The sequence below is a fragment of the Streptomyces sp. NPDC048353 genome (genome assembly GCF_055587165.1).
The window spans coordinates 145,174-164,993 of the sequence record NZ_JBVJGU010000007.1; the positions used below are offsets into that span (position 1 = coordinate 145,174).

The window sequence follows — 19,820 nt, forward strand, 5'->3', positions numbered from 1 at the left end:
GCAACCGTGCCGGGGACCGCGGACGCCGGGTGGGCGTCCTGGCGGTCCCCGGTCGCGACTACTTCCCGTCCGTCTCGCCGTCGGCCTTGACGTCCTTCTTGACCTCGCCGCCGGTCTCGGCCGCGTCCGCCTTCTTGGTCAGGTCGGTCTTGGCCTCCCCCGAGACCTCCACGGCGTCGTGCTCGGCATCCTCGGCGGACTCGGTCAGCGAGGAGGCGTCGTCGGGCACGACGGCGGCGTCGGCGTCGGGCTCGTCGCCGTGCACGATCCGGTTGTACTCCTCGTCGGCGAGAACCGCGCCGATGGAGTTCTTGGCGTAGACGGCGTGCACGCCGGGCGCGACCTCGAGGAGGACGGTCTCGTCACCGACCTCCTTGACGGTGGCGTACATCCCCCCAATGGTCCGTACGCCGGTGCCGGGCTGCATCTGGTTGCGCATCTCCGCCGCCGCCTGCTGCTTCTTCTTGGCAGAGCGGGTCATCAGGAACATGGCCCCGATGAGGACGATGAAGGGGAGGAGGGTCACGATACTCACGGGACGGGTTTCCTTCGCACGGACGCGGAGAAACCGCGGCCTGATCTTCGGGGGTGGGCGTGCCGACCAGAAAGGTCGGCATCGGCGGAGTCTAGGCGAGTCCGCATCGATGGAACAACGTCCAGCATCGCACCGCGGTTCCTCGTCCGACGAGTCTCCGCGCCGTCACCGTGCCGTCACGCCCCGAAGAGCCCCTGTTGTCCGCTTCCCCGCGCCCCCGGGGCCGCTGCCTGCGGCGGGACGAGCCCGAGATGGGTCCATGCGGCCGGAGTGGCGACCCGACCACGGGGCGTACGGGCCAGGAGTCCCTCTCGTACGAGGAAGGGCTCGGCGACCTCCTCGACGGTCTCCCGCTCCTCCCCCACGGCGACCGCGAGGGTCGACAGGCCGACCGGGCCACCGCCGAAGAGTTTGAGCAGGGCCTGCAGGACGGCGCGGTCGAGCCGGTCGAGGCCCCGGCTGTCCACTTCGTACACCCCGAGGGCGGCGGCGGCGATCTCGCGGTCGATCACTCCGTCGGCCCTGACCTGGGCGTAGTCCCGGACGCGACGGAGGAGGCGGTTGGCGATGCGGGGGGTTCCCCGGGAGCGGCCGGCGATCTCGGCGGCACCGGCGGTGTCGATCTCGACGGCGAGGAGGCCGGCGGAGCGGTGGATGACGCGCTCCAGCTCGGAGGGGTCGTAGAACTCCATGTGGCCGGTGAAGCCGAAACGGTCCCGGAGCGGGGGCGGCAGGAGTCCGGCGCGGGTGGTGGCGCCGACCAGGGTGAAGGGCGGGAGCTCCAGGGGGATGGCGGTGGCCCCGGGGCCCTTGCCGACGATGACGTCGACGCGGAAGTCCTCCATCGCCATGTAGAGCATCTCCTCGGCGGGGCGGGACATCCTGTGGATCTCGTCGAGGAAGAGGATCTCGCCCTCCTGGAGGGACGAGAGGATCGCGGCGAGGTCACCGGCGTGCTGGATGGCCGGGCCGGAGGTGATCCGGATGGGGGCGTTCATCTCGGCCGCGATGATCATCGAGAGGGTGGTCTTGCCGAGGCCGGGGGCGCCGGAGAGCAGGACGTGGTCGGCGGTGGCGCCGCGCTGGCGGGCGGCCTTGAGGACGAGGTCGAGCTGCTGGCGGACCTTCTCCTGGCCGACGAACTCGCCGAGGTCCTTGGGGCGCAGGGCCGCCTCGACGGCCTGGTCGTCACCTTCGGCGGAGGCGTCGACGATCCGCTCCTCGGCGGCCGGTGCGGTGTCGTCGTCCCAGTTCACGTGTCTGCCTTCTCGGTCGTCTCGGTGCGGTACGGGTACGGGTAAGGGCCGGGGTTACCGGGCGCGGTTGAGGGTCTGGAGCGCGGCGCGCAGCAGCTGCGGGACCGGGGCGGAGCCGGATTCGGCGATGGCGGCCTCGGCCTGCGGGGTGACGGCGGCGACGGCGTCCTCCGCCTCGCGGCTCGCGTAGCCGAGGCCGATGAGCGCGGCGGACAGCTGCTCCGTCCACGGGGCGGGGCCGGAGGCGGCGGCGCGCTGGGCGCCCACCAGGCCGCTGGTGCCGAGCGGCCGGCCCAGCTTGTCCTTCAGTTCGAGGAGCAGCTTCTGGGCGCCCTTCTTGCCGATGCCGGGGACGGCGGTGAGCGCTTTCTCGTCTCCGGTGGAGACGGCCAGGCGCAGGGCGTCGGGGCTGTGCACGCCGAGCATGGCCTGGGCGAGGCGCGGGCCGACGCCGCTGGCGGTCTGGAGGACTTCGAAGACCTGCCGCTCGTCGTCGTCGGCGAAGCCGTAGAGCGTGAGGGAGTCCTCGCGCACCACCAACGACGTGGCCAGCCGGGCTTCCTGACCGATCCTCAGGTCGGCGAGGGTGGTCGGGGTGCACTGGACGGCCATGCCCACACCGCCGACCTCGATCACGGCCGTGGTGGGGGCGAGTGCGGCGACGGGGCCACTGACGAAGGCGATCATCGGGTACGGCCTTTCGCGGTGCGCGGAGCGGAGGTCGGGGCGGACGGCACGGAAGCGGCACCGGAGGCGGTCCGGGCCGCGGCGGTGTGCTGGGCGACCGCCTGCTGGAGGCGGTTCTGGGCGGGGGCCCGCCAGATGTGGCAGATGGCCAGCGCGAGGGCGTCCGCCGCGTCGGCCGGCTTCGGCGGTTCCGCGAGACGCAGCAGCCGGGTCACCATGGCGCCGACCTGCGCCTTGTCGGCCCGTCCGCTGCCGGTGACGGCTGCCTTGACCTCGCTCGGGGTGTGCAGGGCGACGGGGACCCCGCGCCGGGACGCGCACAGCATGGCGACCGCGCTTGCCTGGGCGGTGCCCATGACCGTACGGACGTTGTGCTGGCTGAACACCCGCTCCACAGCGACCAGTTCGGGAGAGAAGCGGTCGAGCCACTCCTCGATGCCGCGCTCGATGCCCACCAGCCGTACGCCGATGTCCGCGTCCGCGGCCGTCCGCACCACGCCCACGCCGAGCATGGCCAGGGGCCGGCCGGCGACGCCCTCGACGACGCCGATCCCGCACCGGGTCAGCCCGGGGTCCACCCCCAGTACGCGCACGCCACCACCCCTGCCTCGACCATCGTTCATGTGTTTGTGCAGGCTATCGGCTCGCACTGACAACCCCCCACGAACGGCGACGGGCCGACGGGAGTGTGTCCCCGTCGGCCCGTCCGAGACGGCCCGCCGTCAGGCGTCGACCTTCTCCATGACCTCGTCGCTGACGTCGAAGTTGGCGAAGACGTTCTGCACGTCGTCGCTGTCCTCGAGCGCGTCGATCAGCTTGAAGATCTTGCGCGCGCCCTCTTCGTCGAGTTCGACCTGCATGGTCGGGAGGAAGTTGGAGTCGGCGGAGTCGTAGTCGATGCCGGCCTCCTGGAGGGCGGTGCGGACCGCGACCATGTCGGTGGCCTCGCTGATCACCTCGAAGCTGTCACCGAGGTCGTTGACCTCCTCGGCGCCCGCGTCGAGCACCGCGCCGAGGACGTCGTCCTCGGTCAGCTCACCCTTGGGGAGCACGATGACGCCCTTGCGGTTGAAGAGGTACGAGACCGAGCCGGGGTCGGCCATGGAGCCGCCGTTGCGGGTCATGGCGACGCGGACGTCGGAGGCGGCGCGGTTGCGGTTGTCGGTGAGGCACTCGATGAGCACCGCGACACCGTTCGGACCGTAGCCCTCGTACATGATCGTTTCGTAGTCGACGCCGCCCGCCTCGAGACCACCGCCGCGCTTGACCGCGGAGTCGATGTTCTTGTTCGGGACGGAGCTCTTCTTCGCCTTCTGGATGGCGTCGAAGAGGGTCGGGTTGCCGTCGATGTCGGCACCGCCGGTACGCGCGGCGACCTCGATGTTCTTGATCAGCTTCGCGAAGAGCTTGCCGCGCTTGGCGTCGATCACGGCCTTCTTGTGCTTCGTCGTAGCCCATTTAGAGTGGCCGGACATCTGCCTGTCTCCTTCGCGTAACCCATTACTGAACGAACCCCAGAGATCCTACCGGGATCGTGTCACCGCGCCGCGCGCACCATGTCGACGAACAGGGCGTGGAGGCGGTGGTCTCCGGTGAGCTCGGGGTGGAACGAGGTCGCGAGGGCGTGTCCCTGTCGTACGGCGACGATGTGCCCCTCGTGCTCGGCGAGGACCTCGACCCGCGCGCCCACCGACTCGACCCAGGGGGCGCGGATGAAGACGCCCTCGACGGGGCCGTCCTCGATGCCGCGCACCTCGACGCCGGCCTCGAAGGACTCGTTCTGCCGTCCGAACGCGTTGCGGCGGACGATCATGTCGATGCCGCCGAAGGTCTCCTGGCCCGAGCGCGGGTCGAGGATCTTGTCGGCGAGCATGATCAGGCCGGCGCAGGTGCCGTAGACCGGCAGGCCGGCGGCGATGCGCTCGCGCAGGGGGCCCATGAGGCCGAACAGCTCCGCCAGCTTGGAGATGGTGGTGGACTCGCCGCCGGGGATGACCAGGCCGTCGACCTCGGCGAGTTCTTCGGGGCGCCGGACCGGCCTGGCCACGGCGTCAGCCGCGGCCAGGGCGATCAGGTGCTCCCGTACGTCGCCCTGGAGAGCCAGGACACCGATCACAGGAGTGTTCATGGGGGTTTACCAGCCGCGGTTGGCGTAGCGCTCGGACTCGGGGAGGGTGTCGCAGTTGATGCCGACCATGGCCTCGCCCAGGTTGCGGGAGGCGTCCGCGATGATCTTCGGGTCGTCGTAGAAGGTGGTGGCCTTCACGATGGCGGCGGCGCGCTTGGCCGGGTCGCCGGACTTGAAGATGCCGGAGCCGACGAAGACGCCCTCGGCGCCGAGCTGGCGCATCAGCGCGGCGTCGGCGGGGGTGGCGACGCCACCGGCGGAGAACAGCACGACCGGCAGCTTGCCCAGCTCGGCGACCTCCTTGACCAGCTCGTACGGGGCGCGCAGGTCCTTGGCGGCGGCGAACAGCTCGTTGTTGTCGTAGCCGCGCAGGCGGGCGATCTCGTTCTTGATCTGGCGCAGGTGGCGGACGGCCTCGACGACGTTGCCGGTGCCGGCCTCGCCCTTGGAGCGGATCATGGCCGCGCCCTCGGCGATGCGGCGCAGGGCCTCGCCCAGGTTGGTGGCGCCACAGACGAAGGGGGTGGTGAAGGCCCACTTGTCGGAGTGGTTGACCTCGTCGGCCGGGGTGAGGACCTCGGACTCGTCGATGTAGTCGACGCCGAGGGACTGCAGGACCTGGGCCTCGACGAAGTGGCCGATGCGGGACTTGGCCATGACGGGGATGGAGACGGCGCCGATGATCTCTTCGATCATGTTCGGGTCGGACATCCGGGCCACGCCGCCGTCCTTGCGGATGTCCGCGGGGACCCGCTCCAGGGCCATGACGGCCACGGCGCCGGCGTCCTCGGCGATCTTCGCCTGCTCGGCGTTGACCACGTCCATGATCACACCGCCCTTGAGCTGCTCGGCCATGCCGCGCTTGACGCGGGAGGTGCCGATCGCGGACGACTCGGCGGACGGGTTGCTGTCGGGAAGCGTGGTGGACACAGGGACCTCACTCGGGAAAGCGGTGTGGAGACATAGAGAGGAAACAGGCCACCTGCGGTCCACAGCAAGGGCCAATACCCACCCCGTGGATCGTTTTCGTTGCTTTCCCAGGCGAGACGGGTCAGGTCGGGCGATCGGCAAGGGCCACCGGCGGCTCGTCGTCCATTTCGAAGGCCAGCGGGAAGGGGGCGTGGCCCGCGAGGCGGAACAGGCGGACCGTACGGTGGCGGCGCAGCGCGCGGGCGGCGCGTACGGAGTCGTTGTGGAACCTGCGGGCCATGGGGACCCGGCGGACGGCCGCCGCCAGTTCGTCGGCGGCCTCGTCGCCGCCGGGGGCCTGGCGTACGACCTCGACCTGCTCGGGCTCGCCGAACACGGCGCGCAGGGCCTGGCTCAGCTCGCTCTCGGCGACCTCGCGGTGGTCCTCCTCGGCCTGGCGGGCGGCGTGGGCCGCTTCGTAGAGCACGATCGAGGCGGCCGGGTCGAGCACTCCGGCGGTGGCGAGCTCCTGCGTGACCGAGGCCCGGCGGAGCAGCTGGGCATCGAGGGCGGCGCGGGCGGCGTCGAGCCGGGAGTGCAGCCGGTCGAGCCGCCCGGCGGTCCAGCTGAGGTACAGGCCGATCGCGATGAGCGCGACGACAATCCAGATCAGGGTTACGGTCACGGGCGCACAGGCTACCGGGGCCGCGGCGGCGTCCCTGCCCGCAGGTGGTGGCCGGGCCGGAGGCACGGTCACCCTCCGGTCGGGGCGCCCGTCCGCAAGGGCCCGCCTAAGCCCCCTCCCGCCGGGGCCCGGCCTGGGGCGCCCGTGGCGCCGGGCCGGGCGGCCGGCGGGCCGTCAGTCGCGGGCCGCCAGGCCGAAGCGGGCGCGCAGGCCCGTGCGTTCGTCCGCGGCCACCGAGGCCGCGCCGTCCGTCACCGTCTCGTACACGGCCAGGATGTCCGCGCCCACCGTCGACCAGTCGAAGCGCCGGACGTGCGCGCTCCCCCGGGTCCGGAGCTCCTTGCGGCGCTTCTCGTCCCCGAGCAGCCGGATCGCGGCGTCCGCCAGCGCGTCGGCGTCCTCGTTGGCGAACAGCTCGCCCGCGCCGCCCTGGTTCAGGACCTGGGCGAAGGCGTCGAGGTCGGAGGCGAGGACCGGCGCCCCCGCCGACATCGCCTCCACGAGGATGATCCCGAAGCTCTCGCCGCCGGTGTTGGGTGCCACGTACACGTCGACGCTGCGCAGCAGACGGGCCTTGTCCTCGTCGCTGACCATTCCGAGGAACTCGACCCGGGCGCGCATCTCGGCCGGCAGCGAGGCCACGGCCTCCTCCTCGTCGCCGCGCCCCGCGACGAGCAGCCGCGTCCCGGGCCGCTCCGTGAGGATCTTCGGCAGGGCCCGCATCAGGACGGGCAGCCCCTTGCGGGGTTCGTCGATCCGCCCGATGAACCCGAGGGTCTCCCCCTGCCACTCCGCCTTCGGCTCGGCCCGCGCGAAGAAGTCGACGTCGACGCCGTTGGGGATGACGACGGCGTCGCCGCCCAGGTGCTCGACCAGCGTCCGGCGCGCGTACTCGCTCACGGCGATGCGCGCGCTGATCTTCTCCAGGGCCGGCTGGAGGATCGGGTACGCGGCGATCATCGCCCGCGAGCGCGGGTTGGAGGTGTGGAAGGTGGCGACGATCGGCCCCTGCGCCGCCCAGCAGGTCAGCAGCCCCAGCGAGGGGGAGGCCGGTTCGTGGATGTGGATGACGTCGAAGGTGCCCTCGTGCAGCCAGCGCCGTACCCGCGCCGCTGAGAGGAAGCCGAAGTTCAGCCGGGCCACGGAGCCGTTGTACGGCACGGGCACGGCGCGGCCGGCCGAGACGACGTACGGCGGGAGCGGGGTCTCGTCGTCGGCGGGGGCGAGGACCGAGACCTCGTTCCCGAGCCGGATCAGATGCTCGGCGAGGTCGCGGATGTGGAACTGGACGCCGCCCGGCACGTCCCAGGAGTACGGGCAGACGATGCCGATCCTCACGCGGTCCGCTCCCCGTCCGCGCCGGCGGCGCGCCGCTCGCCCGCACCGTCGCCCTGCTTCCCGGCCTGGCCGGCGGCGCGCGTGGCCCCGGGCTCGCCGCTTCGCTCGTCGAGATCCGCGAGCCACAGTCGTTGCAGCATGTGCCAGTCCTCCGGGTGGTCGGCGATGCCGGTGGCGAAGGCGTCGGCGAGCGCCTGTGTCATCCGGGACGTCTTCTCGGCCCGCGTGCCCGTCTCGGGGACGTCGACCGGCGGGTACACCTGCCCCTTCATGACCGGGGAGTCGTCGTACCAGAGCGTCACCGGCAGCAGCAGGGCGCCGGTGTGCTGCGCCAGCATCGCCGGGCCGGCCGGCATCCGCGCGGTGTCGCCGAAGAAGGTGACCTCGGTGCCGGACGACGACAGGTCGCGGTCGGCGACCAGGCAGACCAGTCCGCCGGCCCGCAGCCGTCGCGCCAGGGTGCCGAAGGCGGCGCCGCCGGTGTGCGGCAGGACCTCCATGCCCAGGGACTCGCGGTAGGCCACGAAGCGGTCGAACAGCGTCTCCGGCTTGAGCCGCTCGGCGACCGTCGTGAACGGCACGCCGAGGGCGCGGGTGACCCACACGCCCGCCAGGTCCCAGTTGGCCAGGTGCGGCAGGGCGAGGACGACACCGCGCCCGGACGCCAGCCCGTCCTTCAGATAGTGGATGTCCTTGATGTCGACACTGCCCGCGACGCGCTCCTGGCTCCAGGCCGGCAGCCGGAAGGACTCCATCCAGTACCGCATGTAGGAGCGCATGCCGGCCTTCGACAGCTCGGCGAGCCGCTCCGGGCCGGCATCGGGCGCCACGCGCGCGAGGTTGGCCTCCAGCCGGAGCACGCTCGCGCCGCGCCGCTTCCAGACGGTGTCGGCGATCCGCCGGCCGAGGCGGGCCGCCACCGGCTCGGGAAGTCTCTTGACCGTCGACCAGCCGAGCCCGTACAGCCCGTCGGTCAACCGGTCCCGCAGGTCACCGGCGCCGCTCATGACGTCGCCTCGCTCCCCCGGCCGGCGCCCGCGTCTCCCCGGGCGTCCGCCTCCGCGGACTCGCGCCGTACCGTCACGACCCGCTGCCCGAGCGTCACCGCCGAGCCGACGGCCACGATCCAGAGCGCGATCGGCAGCAGGACGTCGATGCCGGGCACGCCGAACGCGTGCAGTCCGGCCAGACCGGCGGCGACCAGCGAGATCACCAGGCGCTCGGCCCGCTCGACGAGACCGTTGACCGCGACCGGCAGGCCGATCGCCTCTCCACGGGCCTTGGTGTACGACACGACCTGGCCGCTGGCCAGGCAGAAGATGGCGACCGCGCACAGGACGTTGTCGTCACCGCCGCCCGCGTACCAGAGGGCGAAGCCGCCGAAGATGGCGCCGTCGGCGACCCGGTCGAGCGTGGAGTCGAGGAAGGCACCCCAGCGGCTGGAGATGCCGGCCTGCCGGGCCATGTTGCCGTCGACGAGGTCGGAGAAGACGAAGAGGGTGATGACGATCGTGCCCCAGAAGAACTCTCCCCGGGGGAAGAAGACCAGGGCGCCCGCCATCACTCCGGCCGTGCCGATGAGCGTGACCGCGTCGGGGCTCACGCCCCGGCGGAGCAGAAACGCGGCGAACGGTGTGAGGACACGCGTAAAAAATGCACGCGCGTACTTGTTCAGCATGGCCTTCCCGACGTTCGGTGGGCCGCGGTCCCTATGACCACCGGCTCGCCCATCGTAGCCAGGACCCGCACGCGCCACTGTCGGGCACCCGGTCCGCCGCGTCGGGTACGACGTATGGACGCATGGTGACGTCGGTGCAAAGCTCGAAGGACAACCGCGGGCGTCGCCGGAGCTGCACGCGAAGCACCGTCCGCCGCGCCCCCTCCCCTCGCCCGCGCCCACCTCGACGTGCGAGCGATCGGGAGGAACATCATGGGCGACAAGGCGAACGCACACACCGGGGCCGCCGGCAGGGCGCCGACGGCCGACCGGCCCTCGGCGGTACGGAACGTGGTGCTGGTCGGCCACAGCGGATCGGGAAAGACCACCCTCGTCGAAGCCCTCGCCCTGGCCACCGGAGCGGTCAACCGGGCGGGACGCGTCGAGGACGGCGGGACGATCTCCGACTACGACGAGATCGAGCACCGCCGGCAACGTTCCGTACAGCTCTCCCTCGTCCCGCTGGAATGGGACGGGTGCAAGATCAATCTCCTCGACACCCCCGGGTACGCCGACTTCGTCGGGGAGCTGAGGGCCGGTCTGCGCGCGGCGGACGCGGCCCTCTTCGTCGTCTCGGCGGCCCAGGAGGCCGACGCCGTCGCCGGATCCACCCGCGCGGTGTGGGAGGAGTGCGCGGCCGTCGGCATGCCCCGCGCCCTCGTCGTCACCCACCTGGACACGGCCCGCACCGGCTTCGCCGAGCTCACCGAGGTGTGCGCCCGGATCTTCGGCGGCGACGACCCGGACGCCGTGCTGCCGCTCTACCTCCCCGTCCACGGCGCCGAGGCGCCCGACGGTCATGCCCCCGCCACCGGCCTGGTCGGGCTGCTCTCGGAGAAGGTCTTCGACTACTCCGGCGGCGAGCGGCGCGAGAACCCGCCCGACGAGGAGCAGCGGCCGCTCATCGCCGAGGCCCGGTCCCGCCTCATCGAGGGGATCATCGCGGAGAGCGAGGACGAGTCCCTGATGGACCGCTATCTCGCCGGGGAGCGGATCGACCTCACGACCCTGATCGCCGACCTGGAGAAGGCCGTCGCCCGGGGCACCTTCCACCCGGTGCTCGCCGCCGCGCCCGCCGCCGACGGCGGGAAGCAGGGGCTGGGGACCGTCGAACTCCTGGAGCTGATCACCCGCGGGTTCCCCACCCCCCTGGAGCGCGAGCTGCCCCCGGTGACCACGCCCGCGGGCGAACCCCGCCCGCGGCTCGTGTGCGACCCGGACGGCCCGCTCGTCGCCGAGGTGGTCAAGACGGCCTCCGACCCCTATGTCGGCCGGATCTCGCTGGTCCGCGTCTTCTCCGGGACCCTGCGCCCCGACCAGACCGTCCACGTCTCCGGGCACGGCCTGACCGACCGGGGGCACGAGGACCACGACGTCGACGAACGGATCGGCGCGCTGACCACCCCCTTCGGGAAGCAGCAGAGGCCGCTCGACCGCTGTTTCGCGGGTGATCTGGCCTGTGTCGCCAGGCTCGGCCGCGCCGAGACCGGCGACACCCTCTCCGCCAAGGACGATCCGCTCCTGATGGAGCCGTGGACGATGCCCGACCCGCTCCTCCCGCTCGCCATCGAGGCGCACAGCAAGGCCGACGAGGACAAGCTGTCCCAGGGTCTCGCGCGGCTCGTCGCGGAGGACCCGACCATGCGCCTCGAACAGAACCAGGACACCCACCAGGTGGTTCTGTGGTGCCTCGGCGAGGCCCACCGCGACCTCGCGCTCGAGCGGCTGCGCGACCGCTACGGCGTCCAGGTCGACGCCGTCCCGCACAAGGTGGCGCTCCGCGAGACCTTCGGCGGTCCGTCGGCGGGGCGGGGCCGGCACGTCAAACAGTCCGGCGGGCACGGCCAGTTCGCCATCTGCGAGATCGACGTCGAGCCGCTGCCCCCGGGCAGCGGCATCGAGTTCGTCGACAAGGTGGTGGGCGGCGCCGTGCCGCGGCACTTCATCCCGTCCGTCGAGAAGGGCGTACGGGCCCAGGCCGCGCGCGGGGTCGCAGCCGGGTACCCGCTGGTCGACGTGCGGGTCACCCTGCGCGACGGCAAGGCGCACTCGGTCGACTCCTCGGACGCGGCCTTCCAGACGGCGGGGGCGCTGGCCCTGCGCGAGGCGGCCGCCGAGGCGAGCATCCAGCTCCTGGAGCCGGTCGCGGAGGTCCAGGTCCTCGTCCCCGACGAGTACGTGGGCCCGGTGATGAGCGATCTGTCGGGGCGGCGCGGCCGGGTCGTCGGCACCGAGCAGGCGGGGCCGGGGCGGACCGTGGTGCGCGCCGAGGTCCCGGAGATCGAGATGGGGCGGTACGCCGTCGACCTGCGGTCCGTCTCGCACGGCACCGGGCGCTTCGACCGCTCGTACGCCCGTCATGAGGCGATGCCGCCGCCGGTCGCGCACAAGCTCCGCGAACAGGCGGCGGCCGGGGTGTAGTCGGCGCGCCGGAGGCGAGTCCGGCGCGCGGTCGGCCGGCACGTGGTCCGCCGGCGCCGCCCGCCGGACTCGCCTCCGGTGGGCGGCATCCGGCCGTCCGCTCCCCATTCCGTGACGCATCCGCCGGTACCCGGTTACGCTGTGGTGCCCAGCTCAGAAGGTGTGCGGGGCACGGTAGTTGGGAACAGGCCGCAGAGGAACACGCGGTGAACCACGCGGGCACGCGGCGATGGGGGCGGCAGTGACGATCGGCAGTTTCGGACCCGGGGCGCAGATCCCTCTCCAGGGCTCGGACGGACAGACGGCGGCGACGCATGCCCTCGCCTCCGCCGCGTACCGCGACGGTCCGCTCGAGGAGATCCTCAAGGCCAACAACGACGTCCACCAGTCGAAGGTGGTCGAGGGCAAGTGGCACAAGCTCTTCCGGCCGGACCTCGGCGAGGCGTTCGCGCGCGCGGTGCAGGTGCGGATGCTCGGCGGTGCCCGTAATGCCCTGATCCAGTCCTTCGGCACCGAGCCGCAGCCGGTGGTCGAGCACTGTCTGGCCGCCACCCGCATCCGCAAGCAGCGTGACACCAAGCTGACGCTGGTCACCTTCGTCTTCGGTGTGGTCTTCCTGCCCGGTCTGCTGCTCTGGCTCGGCGTGATCCAGCTGCGCCGCATGGTCTCCGGCACGGAGAACCGGCGGACCGGAGCCGTCGGGACCGCGCTGCTCCTCGGCGCGGGTCTGCTGGCCGCGCTGGTCCTGTTCAAGCTGCCGTTCGGCGGGCTGCCGGCGTTCTACCTCCGGGCCATGCTGGTGGCCCCGGTCATCGGCTGGTTCCTGGCCAAGCGGATCTGCGAGTCCACCGCCCGGGACCTGCGGGCCCGCTGGGACGGTCTGCTCAGCGGCGGCGGGATCGCCGCCAGGATCCCCGAGGCGGTCCCCGGAGACCCGACCGAGAAGGCCGCGGAGGACCTCCGCCAGAACCTGGAGAAGCTGACCGCCGAGCAGCACTCCAACGTCGTCTTCTACGCCGGCCCCAAGGGAATACTGGGCATGGGCACCCGCTGGGGCAGCTGGACCCTCGCCGAGGAGCTGGTGCCGCAGGAGGGGCGGGAGATCCACGACTTCCGCGCCTGGGACGTCGTGCGCAAGATCCACGACGAGCTGTCGCTCCTGGAGCGCGGCTCCCTCAAGACCGGCTTCCCGAAGCCGACCGTCAAGCACTGGATCGTCTCGCCCATCGGCGAGGGCGCCGACGAGGTGGCCCGTCCGGCGGGCGACAACGTCGTCCACTTCCAGGTCAAGCCGCACGAGATACAGCGCATCTGCAACGACCAGCAGTTCGGCAGCGGCAACCGGCACTACCTCGGCGTGCAGTTCACGCTCTGGGACGGCCAGCTCGTCCTCACGATGATGATCACCGTCACCTCGCTGCTCCACACCCTGCGCGTCGAGGTCACCGGCCACGCGCTGGGTCCGGTCCACTCGCTCTTCACCACCAAGCCCAAGGCGAAGACGAAGGCGGTCTCCAAGACGGTCCGGTTCTGGGAGACGAAGGAGATCCAGCTGCCGCTGATCGAGACCGACGAGGTGGTCCGCCTCGCGGTCCGCGCCCCGCTGACGTGGTTCCCGCCGGTGCTCGACTTCCTCGGCGGCAAGCTCGTCCTGCCGGAGCCGTTCGGTCTGCGGCACGCCTGGGCGGCCCAGCCCTGGCGTCACCGCTTCATGGCCGACGACGCGATCCGGGCCGCTACCCCGGTGATGCGCGCGGTCCACTCCGCGACCATCAAGGTGCTCGACGATCACGGCGTGGACACGGAGCGCTTCACCAACCGTTCGCTGATCCTGAGCGGCCTGGTCCAGGAACCGGCGCCGCGGAGGGCCGACCTCTACGACGCCTGAGGCGGTCGGGCCCGGCCGGTCCGCGGATCGGGCCCGGGGCAGCTCCGAGAGGGGCAGCCTAGGAAGCGGCCGGCCAGGCGTCGGCGAGCATCGCGCGGGTGTCGGCGAGGAGCTGCGGAAGCACCTTCGTGTGCCCGACGACCGGCATGAAGTTGGTGTCGCCGCCCCAGCGTGGCACCACGTGCTGGTGCAGGTGGGCGGCGATGCCGGCGCCCGCGACCGATCCCTGGTTCATGCCGATGTTGAATCCGTGCGCCCCGGAGGCGGACCGCAGCGCGGCCATCGCGCGCTTGGTGAACTCGCCGAGTTCGGCGGTCTCCGGCGGGTTCAGCTCGGTGTAGTCGGCGACGTGCCGGTAGGGCACGACCATCAGGTGGCCGCCGTTGTACGGATAGAGGTTGAGCACGGCGTACACCTGCTCGCCCCGCGCGATCACGAGCCCGTCCTCGTCCGATTTCGACGGAATCGAGCAGAACGGACAGCCGTCCTCGGCCCCCGGCCCGGTCGGCTTGTTCTCGCCCTGGATGTACGCCATCCGGTGAGGCGTCCACAGGCGCTGGAACGCGTCCTGCGTCCCCACTCCGATCTGCTGCTCCGGCTCAATCGTCATGCTGTGCAGCATATTGCTTCGCCCGTTCGGAAGAAGTCGGCGGGGCGAGGATCCGCCGGGCCCGCGATGCCGCGGCGGTGGAGGAGAGGCCGCGGGAGCAGCGGCGCCGGGGACCGCCGGGCAGGACGACGGGAGGCCTCCGGGGGATCCCCCGGAGGCCTCCTGGCAAGGAGAGCGTCAGACCTGGACGCGGTCCTCGACGATCTTGGCGATCTTGGCGATGGCCTCGTCGCGCGGGATGCCGTTCTCCTGCGAGCCGTCGCGGTAGCGGAAGGAGACGGTGCCCGCCGCCATGTCCTCGTCACCGACGATGATCATGAACGGGACCTTCTGCTTCTGCTGGTTCCTGATCTTCTTCTGCATCCGGTCCGAGGAGGCGTCCACCTCGACCCGCAGGCCCTTCTTCTTCGCCTCGGCGGCGAACTCCTGCAGGTAGTCGACGTGGGCGTCGCCGATCGGGATGCCGACCGCCTGCACCGGCGCCAGCCACGGCGGCATCGCGCCCGCGTAGTGCTCCAGGAGCACGGCGAAGAACCGCTCGATCGAGCCGAAGAGCGCGCGGTGGATCATGACCGGGCGCTGCTTGGTGCCGTCCGGCCCGGTGTACTCCAGGTCGAAGCGCTCGGGCAGGTTGAAGTCGAGCTGCACGGTCGACATCTGCCAGGTGCGGCCGATGGCGTCGCGGGCCTGGACGGAGATCTTCGGGCCGTAGAAGGCGGCGCCGCCCGGGTCGGGGGTCAGCGGGAGGCCCTGTTTCTCGGCGACCTGCTGGAGGACCGCGGTGGCCTCCTCCCAGACCTCGTCCGAGCCGACGAACTTCTCCGGGTCCTTGGTGGACAGCTCCAGATAGAAGTCGGTCAGGCCGTAGTCGCGCAGCAGGTTGAGCACGAAGGTGAGGGTGCGGTCGAGCTCCTCGGCCATCTGCTCACGGGTGCAGTAGATGTGCGCGTCGTCCTGGGTGAAGCCGCGGGCCCGGGTCAGGCCGTGCACCACGCCGGACTTCTCGTACCGGTACACGGTGCCGAACTCGAAGAGGCGCAGCGGCAGTTCGCGGTACGACCGCCCGCGCGCGTCGAAGATCAGGTTGTGCATCGGGCAGTTCATGGGCTTGAGGTAGTAGTCGGTACCACCATCGAGCTGCATGGGGGGGTACATGCCCTCCGCGTACCAGTCGAGGTGGCCGCTCTTCTCGAAGAGGGCGCCCTTGGTGGCGTGCGGGGAGTAGACGAACTCGTAGCCCTCCTCCTCGTGCCGGCGGCGGGAGTAGTCCTCCATGGTCCGGCGGATGATGCCGCCCTTGGGGTGGAAGACGGCGAGGCCGGAGCCGATCTCGTCCGGGACGGAGAAGAGGTCCAGCTCGTTGCCGAGCTTGCGGTGGTCGCGCTTCTCGGCCTCGGCGAGGAAGTCGAGGTGCGCCTTCAGCTCGTCCTTCGACGGCCACGCGGTGCCGTAGATGCGCTGGAGCATCGGGTTCTTCTCGCTGCCGCGCCAGTAGGCGGCGGCGTTGCGCATGAGCTTGAACGCCGGGATGTTCCGGGTGGTGGGCAGGTGGGGACCGCGGCAGAGGTCCTTCCAGCACAGGTCGCCGGTCTTGGCGTCGAGGTTGTCGTAGATGGTCAGCTCGCCGCCGCCCACCTCGACGTTGGCGCCGTCGTCGGTGGAGGCGGAGCCCTTGATGCCGATGAGCTCCAGCTTGTACGGCTCGTTCGCGAGCTCCTCGCGGGCGGCCTCGTCGGTCACCACGCGGCGGGAGAAGCGCTGGCCCCGCTTCTGGATCTCCTGCATCTTCTTCTCGACGGCCTTGAGGTCCTCCGGGGTGAAGGGCCTCTCGACGTCGAAGTCGTAGTAGAAGCCGTCACGGACCGGCGGGCCGATGCCCAGCTTGGCCTCGGGGAAGAGTTCCTGCACGGCCTGCGCCATCACGTGCGCGGTGGAGTGGCGCAGGATGTCGAGACCGTCCGGGGAGGAGATCTCGACGGGCTCGACGACATCGCCGTCCCGGACCTCGTAGGAGAGGTCCTTCAGCTCGCCGGCGACGCGGGCGGCGATCACCGACCGGTCCTCGGCGAACAGGGCGCCGGCGGTGGTGCCCGCGCTCACCGCCCGATCCTCGGCTCCTGAGGCGGACTGGACGGTCACACGGACATCAGACACTGGTGCTCCATACATAGGGGCGCGGGCAGATACGAAGTGCCGGCGCCGGCGGCGCGCGACAGAGACGAGGTGCCGCGTCGTGAGGGATCGTACCGAGCCGGGGGGCCTGTCCGCGAAACAGTTCCCCGCCGGCGCCGGCGGCCCGCTCCCCCGGTCACTCCCCGCCGCAGGCCTCCTCGAAGAAGTCGAGGTTCTCGTGCAGCGACTTCATCAGCCGGTCCCGCTCCGACTCGTCCACCTGCACCGGCACGACCCCGGTGGCGTCGGTCAGCCGGCGGAAGCCGCCCCGGCGCTCCAGGCGCCCCACGACCCGGATCGGCAGCCCCACCAGGTGGGCGTGGCCGGCCGTCCGGTACGCCTCCTCGTCCAGCGTGACCCGCACGTGCGGCACCTCCGCGCCCGCCAGGACGCGCAGGCGTACGGTCCCCTCGCCGCGGGGGCCGGAGCGGCGCATGCGGACGACGGCGCCGGTGATCCGCACCGGTACGGACGGCTCGTCGGTGAGGTAGCGGACACCGGCCTCGCGCAGCGCCGGCAGATCGCCCGGGGAGAACTCGACCGGCTCGGGGCGGGCGGCGCAGCCGGCCGGGGTCCCGGCGGTCGGGGCCCACTCCAGGGCGATCCGGGCCCCTTCGGAGCCCCGGACCAGGGTGACCAGGGCCTCGGTCAGCTCGCGGCTGACGCCCGCCTCCACGGCGGTGTCGAAGGCCTCCATGCCGCCGGTGGCCCGCTGGTAGTCGACGGCCTCCCGGGCGGCGTAGAGCGCGTGGTAGAGGCGTACGGCGACGGCCCGGCCCGGGTCGACGGGAACGAAGGCGGTCAGGCCCCGGCCGCCCTGCGCGGCGCCGACGACCACCGCTTCCAGCGAGGCCTGGGCCTGGCGGCGGTGGCGGGCGCCGTAGTACCCCGCCCGGGCCCGGACGGCGAGGGCTCCGGCCAGCAGGAGCTGGCGGGCGGCGGAGCCGAGCTGCTCCTGGACGCTCCACGGCACGGTGCCGGCGGGCCCCGGGGGCACGTCCCGCCACCAGCGGATCTCGTCGCTCGGCACGCTCAGGCCGACCAGGACCTCCCGGGCGGAGGGCGCGGCGCTCCGGGAGAGGGCGGTGAGGGCGTCCTCCAGGAGGTCCTCGCAGTCCGGGAAGGCGCGGCTCTCCGGCACCAGGAGGCTCGTCGAGGCGGGGCCCGTGCCGCTCCCCGGCGGGGTCCAGCGGCTGTAGCGGCCGGTGGCGCCGCCGCGCCGGCGCCAGCCGTGGCGGGCGAGGAGCGCGCCGAGGACCCGCGGGTCCACCTGCCCAGGGTCCGGCGGGCCCTCCGTGTCCCCCCAGGGGGCGCCGGGCAGTTCGCCGGGGGTGGGGTGGGGGCGGAAGGGCGGGGGGACGGGCCCGTGGCCGGCCCCGCCCTCCGGTTCGTCGATCGGCCGGTGCATCAAGGTCTCCCTCCCACGCCGACGCGGGCCATGATCTCGCACAGGGCCCGGTCGTCGAAGATCCGCGCCGTCGGTATGCGCACGGTGGTGCGGTGCCGTCCCGTGACCGGGTGTCCGGCCAGGTTGATCCAGTAACAGCAGTGCCGCAGGTCGAGCCGGTCGTGCCCGGCCCGCAGCCAGTCCTCCTGGGATCGCGGGACGAGCATCACGACCAGGATCTTGTGCACCGACACGGGCGTCCGGGCGAGCTTCGCCAGGTGGCCGTTGTCGAGGGTGAACGAGAACGTGGCCCCGGGCGGCCGTGGCGCTGTCTGATAGGTGCATTTGAGCTGCACCTTGATGGTCACTTCGTCGTCGACCGTGTGGCCGGGAGAGCCGTGGCTCACGTGCCAGTCGATGCCGTTGTCCGGAAACGGCTGCGACAGCGAACAGCCCGCCGCCGCCGCGACCGCGTGGAGATAGCCCACCTGCAGGGTCTCCATGCAGGCGGTGGTGGCGAGTGAGCCGCGCAGCGGTGCTGCCCGTTGGGGCGGCAGCCCTCCCGATTCGGGCTGGGCGAGCGCCATGTCAATTCCCTTCCCCGTCATCTGTGTTGTCACCGGCCCGCGTACGGCGCAAACAGCCCGGGTATCACCGATTCGGGCAGGGCGATCGCCATCTGCCGCACACGTGCGAGGAGTTCGGGGATGACGCACTGGTATGAGGGGCCCCTGGCCGCGTTCGACACGGAAACCACGGGAGTCGACGTCGAGGAGGACCGGATCGTCTCGGCCGCCCTCGTCGTCCAGGACATGGCGGGCGGGCGCCCCAGGGTCACCCGCTGGCTGGTCAATCCCGGGGTTCCGGTGCCCGAAGCGGCCACCGAGGTCCATGGACTGACGGACATTCACCTCCAGCGGAACGGACGCTGGCCCGCGCCGGTGATGGAGGAGCTGGGGCGGGCACTCGCCGAGCAGTGCGCGGCGGGCCGCCCACTGGTGGTGATGAACGCTCCCTTCGACCTGACCATCCTGGACCGCGAGCTGCGCCGCCACCGCGCCTCCTCGCTGGGCCGCTATCTGCAGAACACGCCGCTGTGCGTGCTGGATCCGCGGGTCCTCGACCGGCATCTGGACCGCTACCGCAAGGGCCGCCGCACGCTGACGGACCTCTGCGAGCTGTACGGAGTGGAGCTGGAGGGCGCGCACGACGCGGCCGCCGACGCGACGGCGGCGATGGATGTCGTACGGGCGGTGGCGCGGCGTTTCGCGTCCCGGCTCGAACGGCTGTCGCCGGCGGAGCTGCACACCCTGCAGGCGGTGTGGCACGCGGCGCAGGCGCGGGGGCTGCAGGCCTGGTTCGCGCGCAACGGGACGCCGGAGGTGGTGGATCCGACGTGGCCGCTTCGTCCGGAGCTGCGGACGGCGGCGTGAGGCCGGGGGGTCCCTGGAATGCGGAAGGCCGGTCCGTCGTGGTGACGGACCGGCCTCTCCCGGTGGGCGATACTGGGATCGAACCAGTGACCCCTTCGGTGTGAACGAAGTGCTCTCCCGCTGAGCTAATCGCCCGGGAACGGGTTGAACCATACAGGTCCCGGCGGGTTTCCTTCAAACCCGCCGCAGCCGGGCGGCAAGACCGCGCCGGCCGCCGCGCATCATCAGGGCGTGGTTGGCGCGGAAGAGGGGCCGGGCGGGGAGCGCGAAGCGGCGCATCAGGGGATTGCGGACCTCGACCTCCTGCTCGTAGAGCGCGTGGGTTCCGGTCGGTTCCGCGGTCAGGGTCCAGCGGAACCAGCCCTCCAGATCGCCGCCGAGTCCGGCCTCCAGGACGTGCGCGACCGGGTCGTTGCGCCGGGCGCGGACGGTGACGACGAGGTCGTACGGCAGGACGGAGCGGAAGCGGGCGGTGCCGGTGGTGTCGTCGTGGGGGACGACCTCACGGACCTGCGGCCACCACTGCGGGTAGTCCTCGGCGCGTTCGAGGACGCCGTGGACCGCGTCGGGCGGGGCCGCCAGGCGCCAGACGCTGCGGAAGCGATAGTGATACCGGTCCATGCCCCCAGTGTGGACGTACTCAGGCCCGGATCT

The 19,820-nt window shown here is 72.0% G+C and carries 19 protein-coding genes and 1 tRNA gene; 3 read left to right on the forward strand and 17 right to left on the reverse strand.

Translation table 11 applies throughout. From position 1 onward, the window contains the following. Positions 1–58: 58 nt before the first annotated feature. The 11 genes from yajC to pgsA all read right to left on the reverse strand — a co-directional run bounded on the left by yajC (position 59) and on the right by pgsA (position 9,216). Positions 59–535: a preprotein translocase subunit YajC gene (yajC, locus tag ACZ6RC_RS24760; protein WP_391145030.1), complete on the reverse strand. Its 477-nt coding sequence runs from the start codon at positions 533–535 to the stop codon at positions 59–61. 176 nt (positions 536–711) lie between these two features. Further along, positions 712–1,791, reverse strand: coding sequence for a Holliday junction branch migration DNA helicase RuvB (ruvB, locus tag ACZ6RC_RS24765; protein ID WP_391145026.1), 1,080 nt, complete (start codon positions 1,789–1,791; stop codon positions 712–714). 54 nt (positions 1,792–1,845) lie between these two features. Continuing rightward, positions 1,846–2,478, reverse strand: coding sequence for a Holliday junction branch migration protein RuvA (gene ruvA / locus ACZ6RC_RS24770; protein ID WP_453618111.1), 633 nt, complete (start codon positions 2,476–2,478; stop codon positions 1,846–1,848). Then, on the reverse strand, positions 2,475–3,071 hold the full coding sequence (ruvC, locus tag ACZ6RC_RS24775) for a crossover junction endodeoxyribonuclease RuvC (RefSeq protein ID WP_469587025.1): 597 nt from the start codon (positions 3,069–3,071) through the stop codon (positions 2,475–2,477). The genes ruvA and ruvC overlap by 4 nt, the downstream gene beginning before the upstream one ends. A gap of 129 nt (positions 3,072–3,200) precedes the next feature. Continuing rightward, positions 3,201–3,953 carry a YebC/PmpR family DNA-binding transcriptional regulator gene (locus ACZ6RC_RS24780; protein ID WP_391145018.1) on the reverse strand — a complete coding sequence of 251 codons (753 nt, stop codon included), beginning with the start codon at positions 3,951–3,953 and terminating at the stop codon, positions 3,201–3,203. Between the two features lie 62 nt (positions 3,954–4,015). Continuing rightward, positions 4,016–4,606: a pyridoxal 5'-phosphate synthase glutaminase subunit PdxT gene (pdxT, locus tag ACZ6RC_RS24785; protein ID WP_391145015.1), complete on the reverse strand. Its 591-nt coding sequence runs from the start codon at positions 4,604–4,606 to the stop codon at positions 4,016–4,018. A 6-nt stretch (positions 4,607–4,612) separates the two neighbouring features. Beyond that, positions 4,613–5,536, reverse strand: a complete 924-nt coding sequence (gene pdxS, locus ACZ6RC_RS24790) for a pyridoxal 5'-phosphate synthase lyase subunit PdxS (RefSeq protein ID WP_391145012.1) — start codon at positions 5,534–5,536, stop codon at positions 4,613–4,615. A 121-nt stretch (positions 5,537–5,657) separates the two neighbouring features. Continuing rightward, positions 5,658–6,200: a hypothetical protein gene (locus ACZ6RC_RS24795; protein WP_391145010.1), complete on the reverse strand. Its 543-nt coding sequence runs from the start codon at positions 6,198–6,200 to the stop codon at positions 5,658–5,660. 174 nt (positions 6,201–6,374) lie between these two features. Further along, positions 6,375–7,538 (reverse strand): glycosyltransferase family 4 protein, encoded by a 1,164-nt coding sequence (locus ACZ6RC_RS24800; protein WP_391145008.1) that lies wholly within the window; start codon positions 7,536–7,538, stop codon positions 6,375–6,377. Beyond that, a complete protein-coding gene (locus ACZ6RC_RS24805; RefSeq protein ID WP_453618114.1) occupies positions 7,535–8,545 on the reverse strand; it encodes a phosphatidylinositol mannoside acyltransferase in 1,011 nt (336 codons plus the stop codon). Before ACZ6RC_RS24805 ends, ACZ6RC_RS24800 begins: the two co-directional genes overlap by 4 nt. After that, complete coding sequence (pgsA, locus tag ACZ6RC_RS24810) at positions 8,542–9,216, reverse strand: phosphatidylinositol phosphate synthase (protein WP_391145002.1); 675 nt, start codon at positions 9,214–9,216, stop codon at positions 8,542–8,544. Before pgsA ends, ACZ6RC_RS24805 begins: the two co-directional genes overlap by 4 nt. 252 nt (positions 9,217–9,468) lie before the next feature. On the opposite strand from pgsA, the gene ACZ6RC_RS24815 reads away from it, so the two are divergent. Both ACZ6RC_RS24815 and ACZ6RC_RS24820 read left to right on the forward strand, forming a co-directional pair. Next, complete coding sequence (locus tag ACZ6RC_RS24815; RefSeq protein WP_469587034.1) at positions 9,469–11,676, forward strand: elongation factor G-like protein EF-G2; 2,208 nt, start codon at positions 9,469–9,471, stop codon at positions 11,674–11,676. 229 nt (positions 11,677–11,905) lie between these two features. Then, positions 11,906–13,564 carry a hypothetical protein gene (locus ACZ6RC_RS24820; protein WP_391144997.1) on the forward strand — a complete coding sequence of 553 codons (1,659 nt, stop codon included), beginning with the start codon at positions 11,906–11,908 and terminating at the stop codon, positions 13,562–13,564. Between the two features lie 58 nt (positions 13,565–13,622). On the opposite strand, the gene ACZ6RC_RS24825 is transcribed toward ACZ6RC_RS24820, so the two are convergent. From ACZ6RC_RS24825 to ACZ6RC_RS24840, 4 genes are all read right to left on the reverse strand, one after another. Further along, the gene (locus tag ACZ6RC_RS24825; RefSeq protein WP_469587037.1) at positions 13,623–14,186 is read right to left on the reverse strand and encodes an HIT family protein; all 564 of its coding nucleotides are present in this window, start codon (positions 14,184–14,186) and stop codon (positions 13,623–13,625) included. 165 nt (positions 14,187–14,351) lie between these two features. Beyond that, positions 14,352–16,328, reverse strand: a complete 1,977-nt coding sequence (thrS, locus tag ACZ6RC_RS24830; protein WP_391144991.1) for a threonine--tRNA ligase — start codon at positions 16,326–16,328, stop codon at positions 14,352–14,354. 154 nt (positions 16,329–16,482) lie between these two features. Beyond that, on the reverse strand, positions 16,483–17,754 hold the full coding sequence (locus ACZ6RC_RS24835) for a hypothetical protein (protein ID WP_469587042.1): 1,272 nt from the start codon (positions 17,752–17,754) through the stop codon (positions 16,483–16,485). Further along, positions 17,754–18,320, reverse strand: coding sequence for a DUF4365 domain-containing protein (locus ACZ6RC_RS24840; RefSeq protein WP_453618123.1), 567 nt, complete (start codon positions 18,318–18,320; stop codon positions 17,754–17,756). The genes ACZ6RC_RS24835 and ACZ6RC_RS24840 overlap by 1 nt, the downstream gene beginning before the upstream one ends. A 120-nt stretch (positions 18,321–18,440) precedes the next feature. Here ACZ6RC_RS24840 and ACZ6RC_RS24845 point away from each other — a divergent pair, with 120 nt between their 5' ends. Further along, positions 18,441–19,166, forward strand: a complete 726-nt coding sequence (locus tag ACZ6RC_RS24845; RefSeq protein ID WP_453618124.1) for a 3'-5' exonuclease — start codon at positions 18,441–18,443, stop codon at positions 19,164–19,166. A gap of 63 nt (positions 19,167–19,229) precedes the next feature. On the opposite strand, the gene ACZ6RC_RS24850 is transcribed toward ACZ6RC_RS24845, so the two are convergent. Beyond that, positions 19,230–19,301 (reverse strand) — tRNA-Val (locus ACZ6RC_RS24850). A gap of 39 nt (positions 19,302–19,340) precedes the next feature. After that, the gene (locus ACZ6RC_RS24855; protein WP_469587046.1) at positions 19,341–19,787 is read right to left on the reverse strand and encodes an SRPBCC family protein; all 447 of its coding nucleotides are present in this window, start codon (positions 19,785–19,787) and stop codon (positions 19,341–19,343) included. Between the last annotated feature and the right edge of the window lie 33 nt (positions 19,788–19,820).

Excerpts from the sequence above, each read along its gene's own strand:
- ACZ6RC_RS24855 (WP_469587046.1), bottom strand. The coding sequence starts at position 19,787 with ATGGACCGGTATCACTATCGCTTCCGCAGCGTCTGGCGCCTGGCGGCC.
- ruvA (WP_453618111.1), bottom strand. The coding sequence starts at position 2,478 with ATGATCGCCTTCGTCAGTGGCCCCGTCGCCGCACTCGCCCCCACCACG.
- ACZ6RC_RS24820 (WP_391144997.1), top strand. The coding sequence starts at position 11,906 with ATGGGGGCGGCAGTGACGATCGGCAGTTTCGGACCCGGGGCGCAGATC.
- pdxT (WP_391145015.1), bottom strand. The coding sequence starts at position 4,606 with ATGAACACTCCTGTGATCGGTGTCCTGGCTCTCCAGGGCGACGTACGG.
- pgsA (WP_391145002.1), bottom strand. The coding sequence starts at position 9,216 with ATGCTGAACAAGTACGCGCGTGCATTTTTTACGCGTGTCCTCACACCG.
- ACZ6RC_RS24825 (WP_469587037.1), bottom strand. The coding sequence starts at position 14,186 with ATGCTGCACAGCATGACGATTGAGCCGGAGCAGCAGATCGGAGTGGGG.
- ACZ6RC_RS24805 (WP_453618114.1), bottom strand. The coding sequence starts at position 8,545 with ATGAGCGGCGCCGGTGACCTGCGGGACCGGTTGACCGACGGGCTGTAC.
- ACZ6RC_RS24835 (WP_469587042.1), bottom strand. The coding sequence starts at position 17,754 with ATGCACCGGCCGATCGACGAACCGGAGGGCGGGGCCGGCCACGGGCCC.
- ACZ6RC_RS24815 (WP_469587034.1), top strand. The coding sequence starts at position 9,469 with ATGGGCGACAAGGCGAACGCACACACCGGGGCCGCCGGCAGGGCGCCG.
- ACZ6RC_RS24780 (WP_391145018.1), bottom strand. The coding sequence starts at position 3,953 with ATGTCCGGCCACTCTAAATGGGCTACGACGAAGCACAAGAAGGCCGTG.
- ACZ6RC_RS24840 (WP_453618123.1), bottom strand. The coding sequence starts at position 18,320 with ATGGCGCTCGCCCAGCCCGAATCGGGAGGGCTGCCGCCCCAACGGGCA.
- ACZ6RC_RS24845 (WP_453618124.1), top strand. The coding sequence starts at position 18,441 with ATGACGCACTGGTATGAGGGGCCCCTGGCCGCGTTCGACACGGAAACC.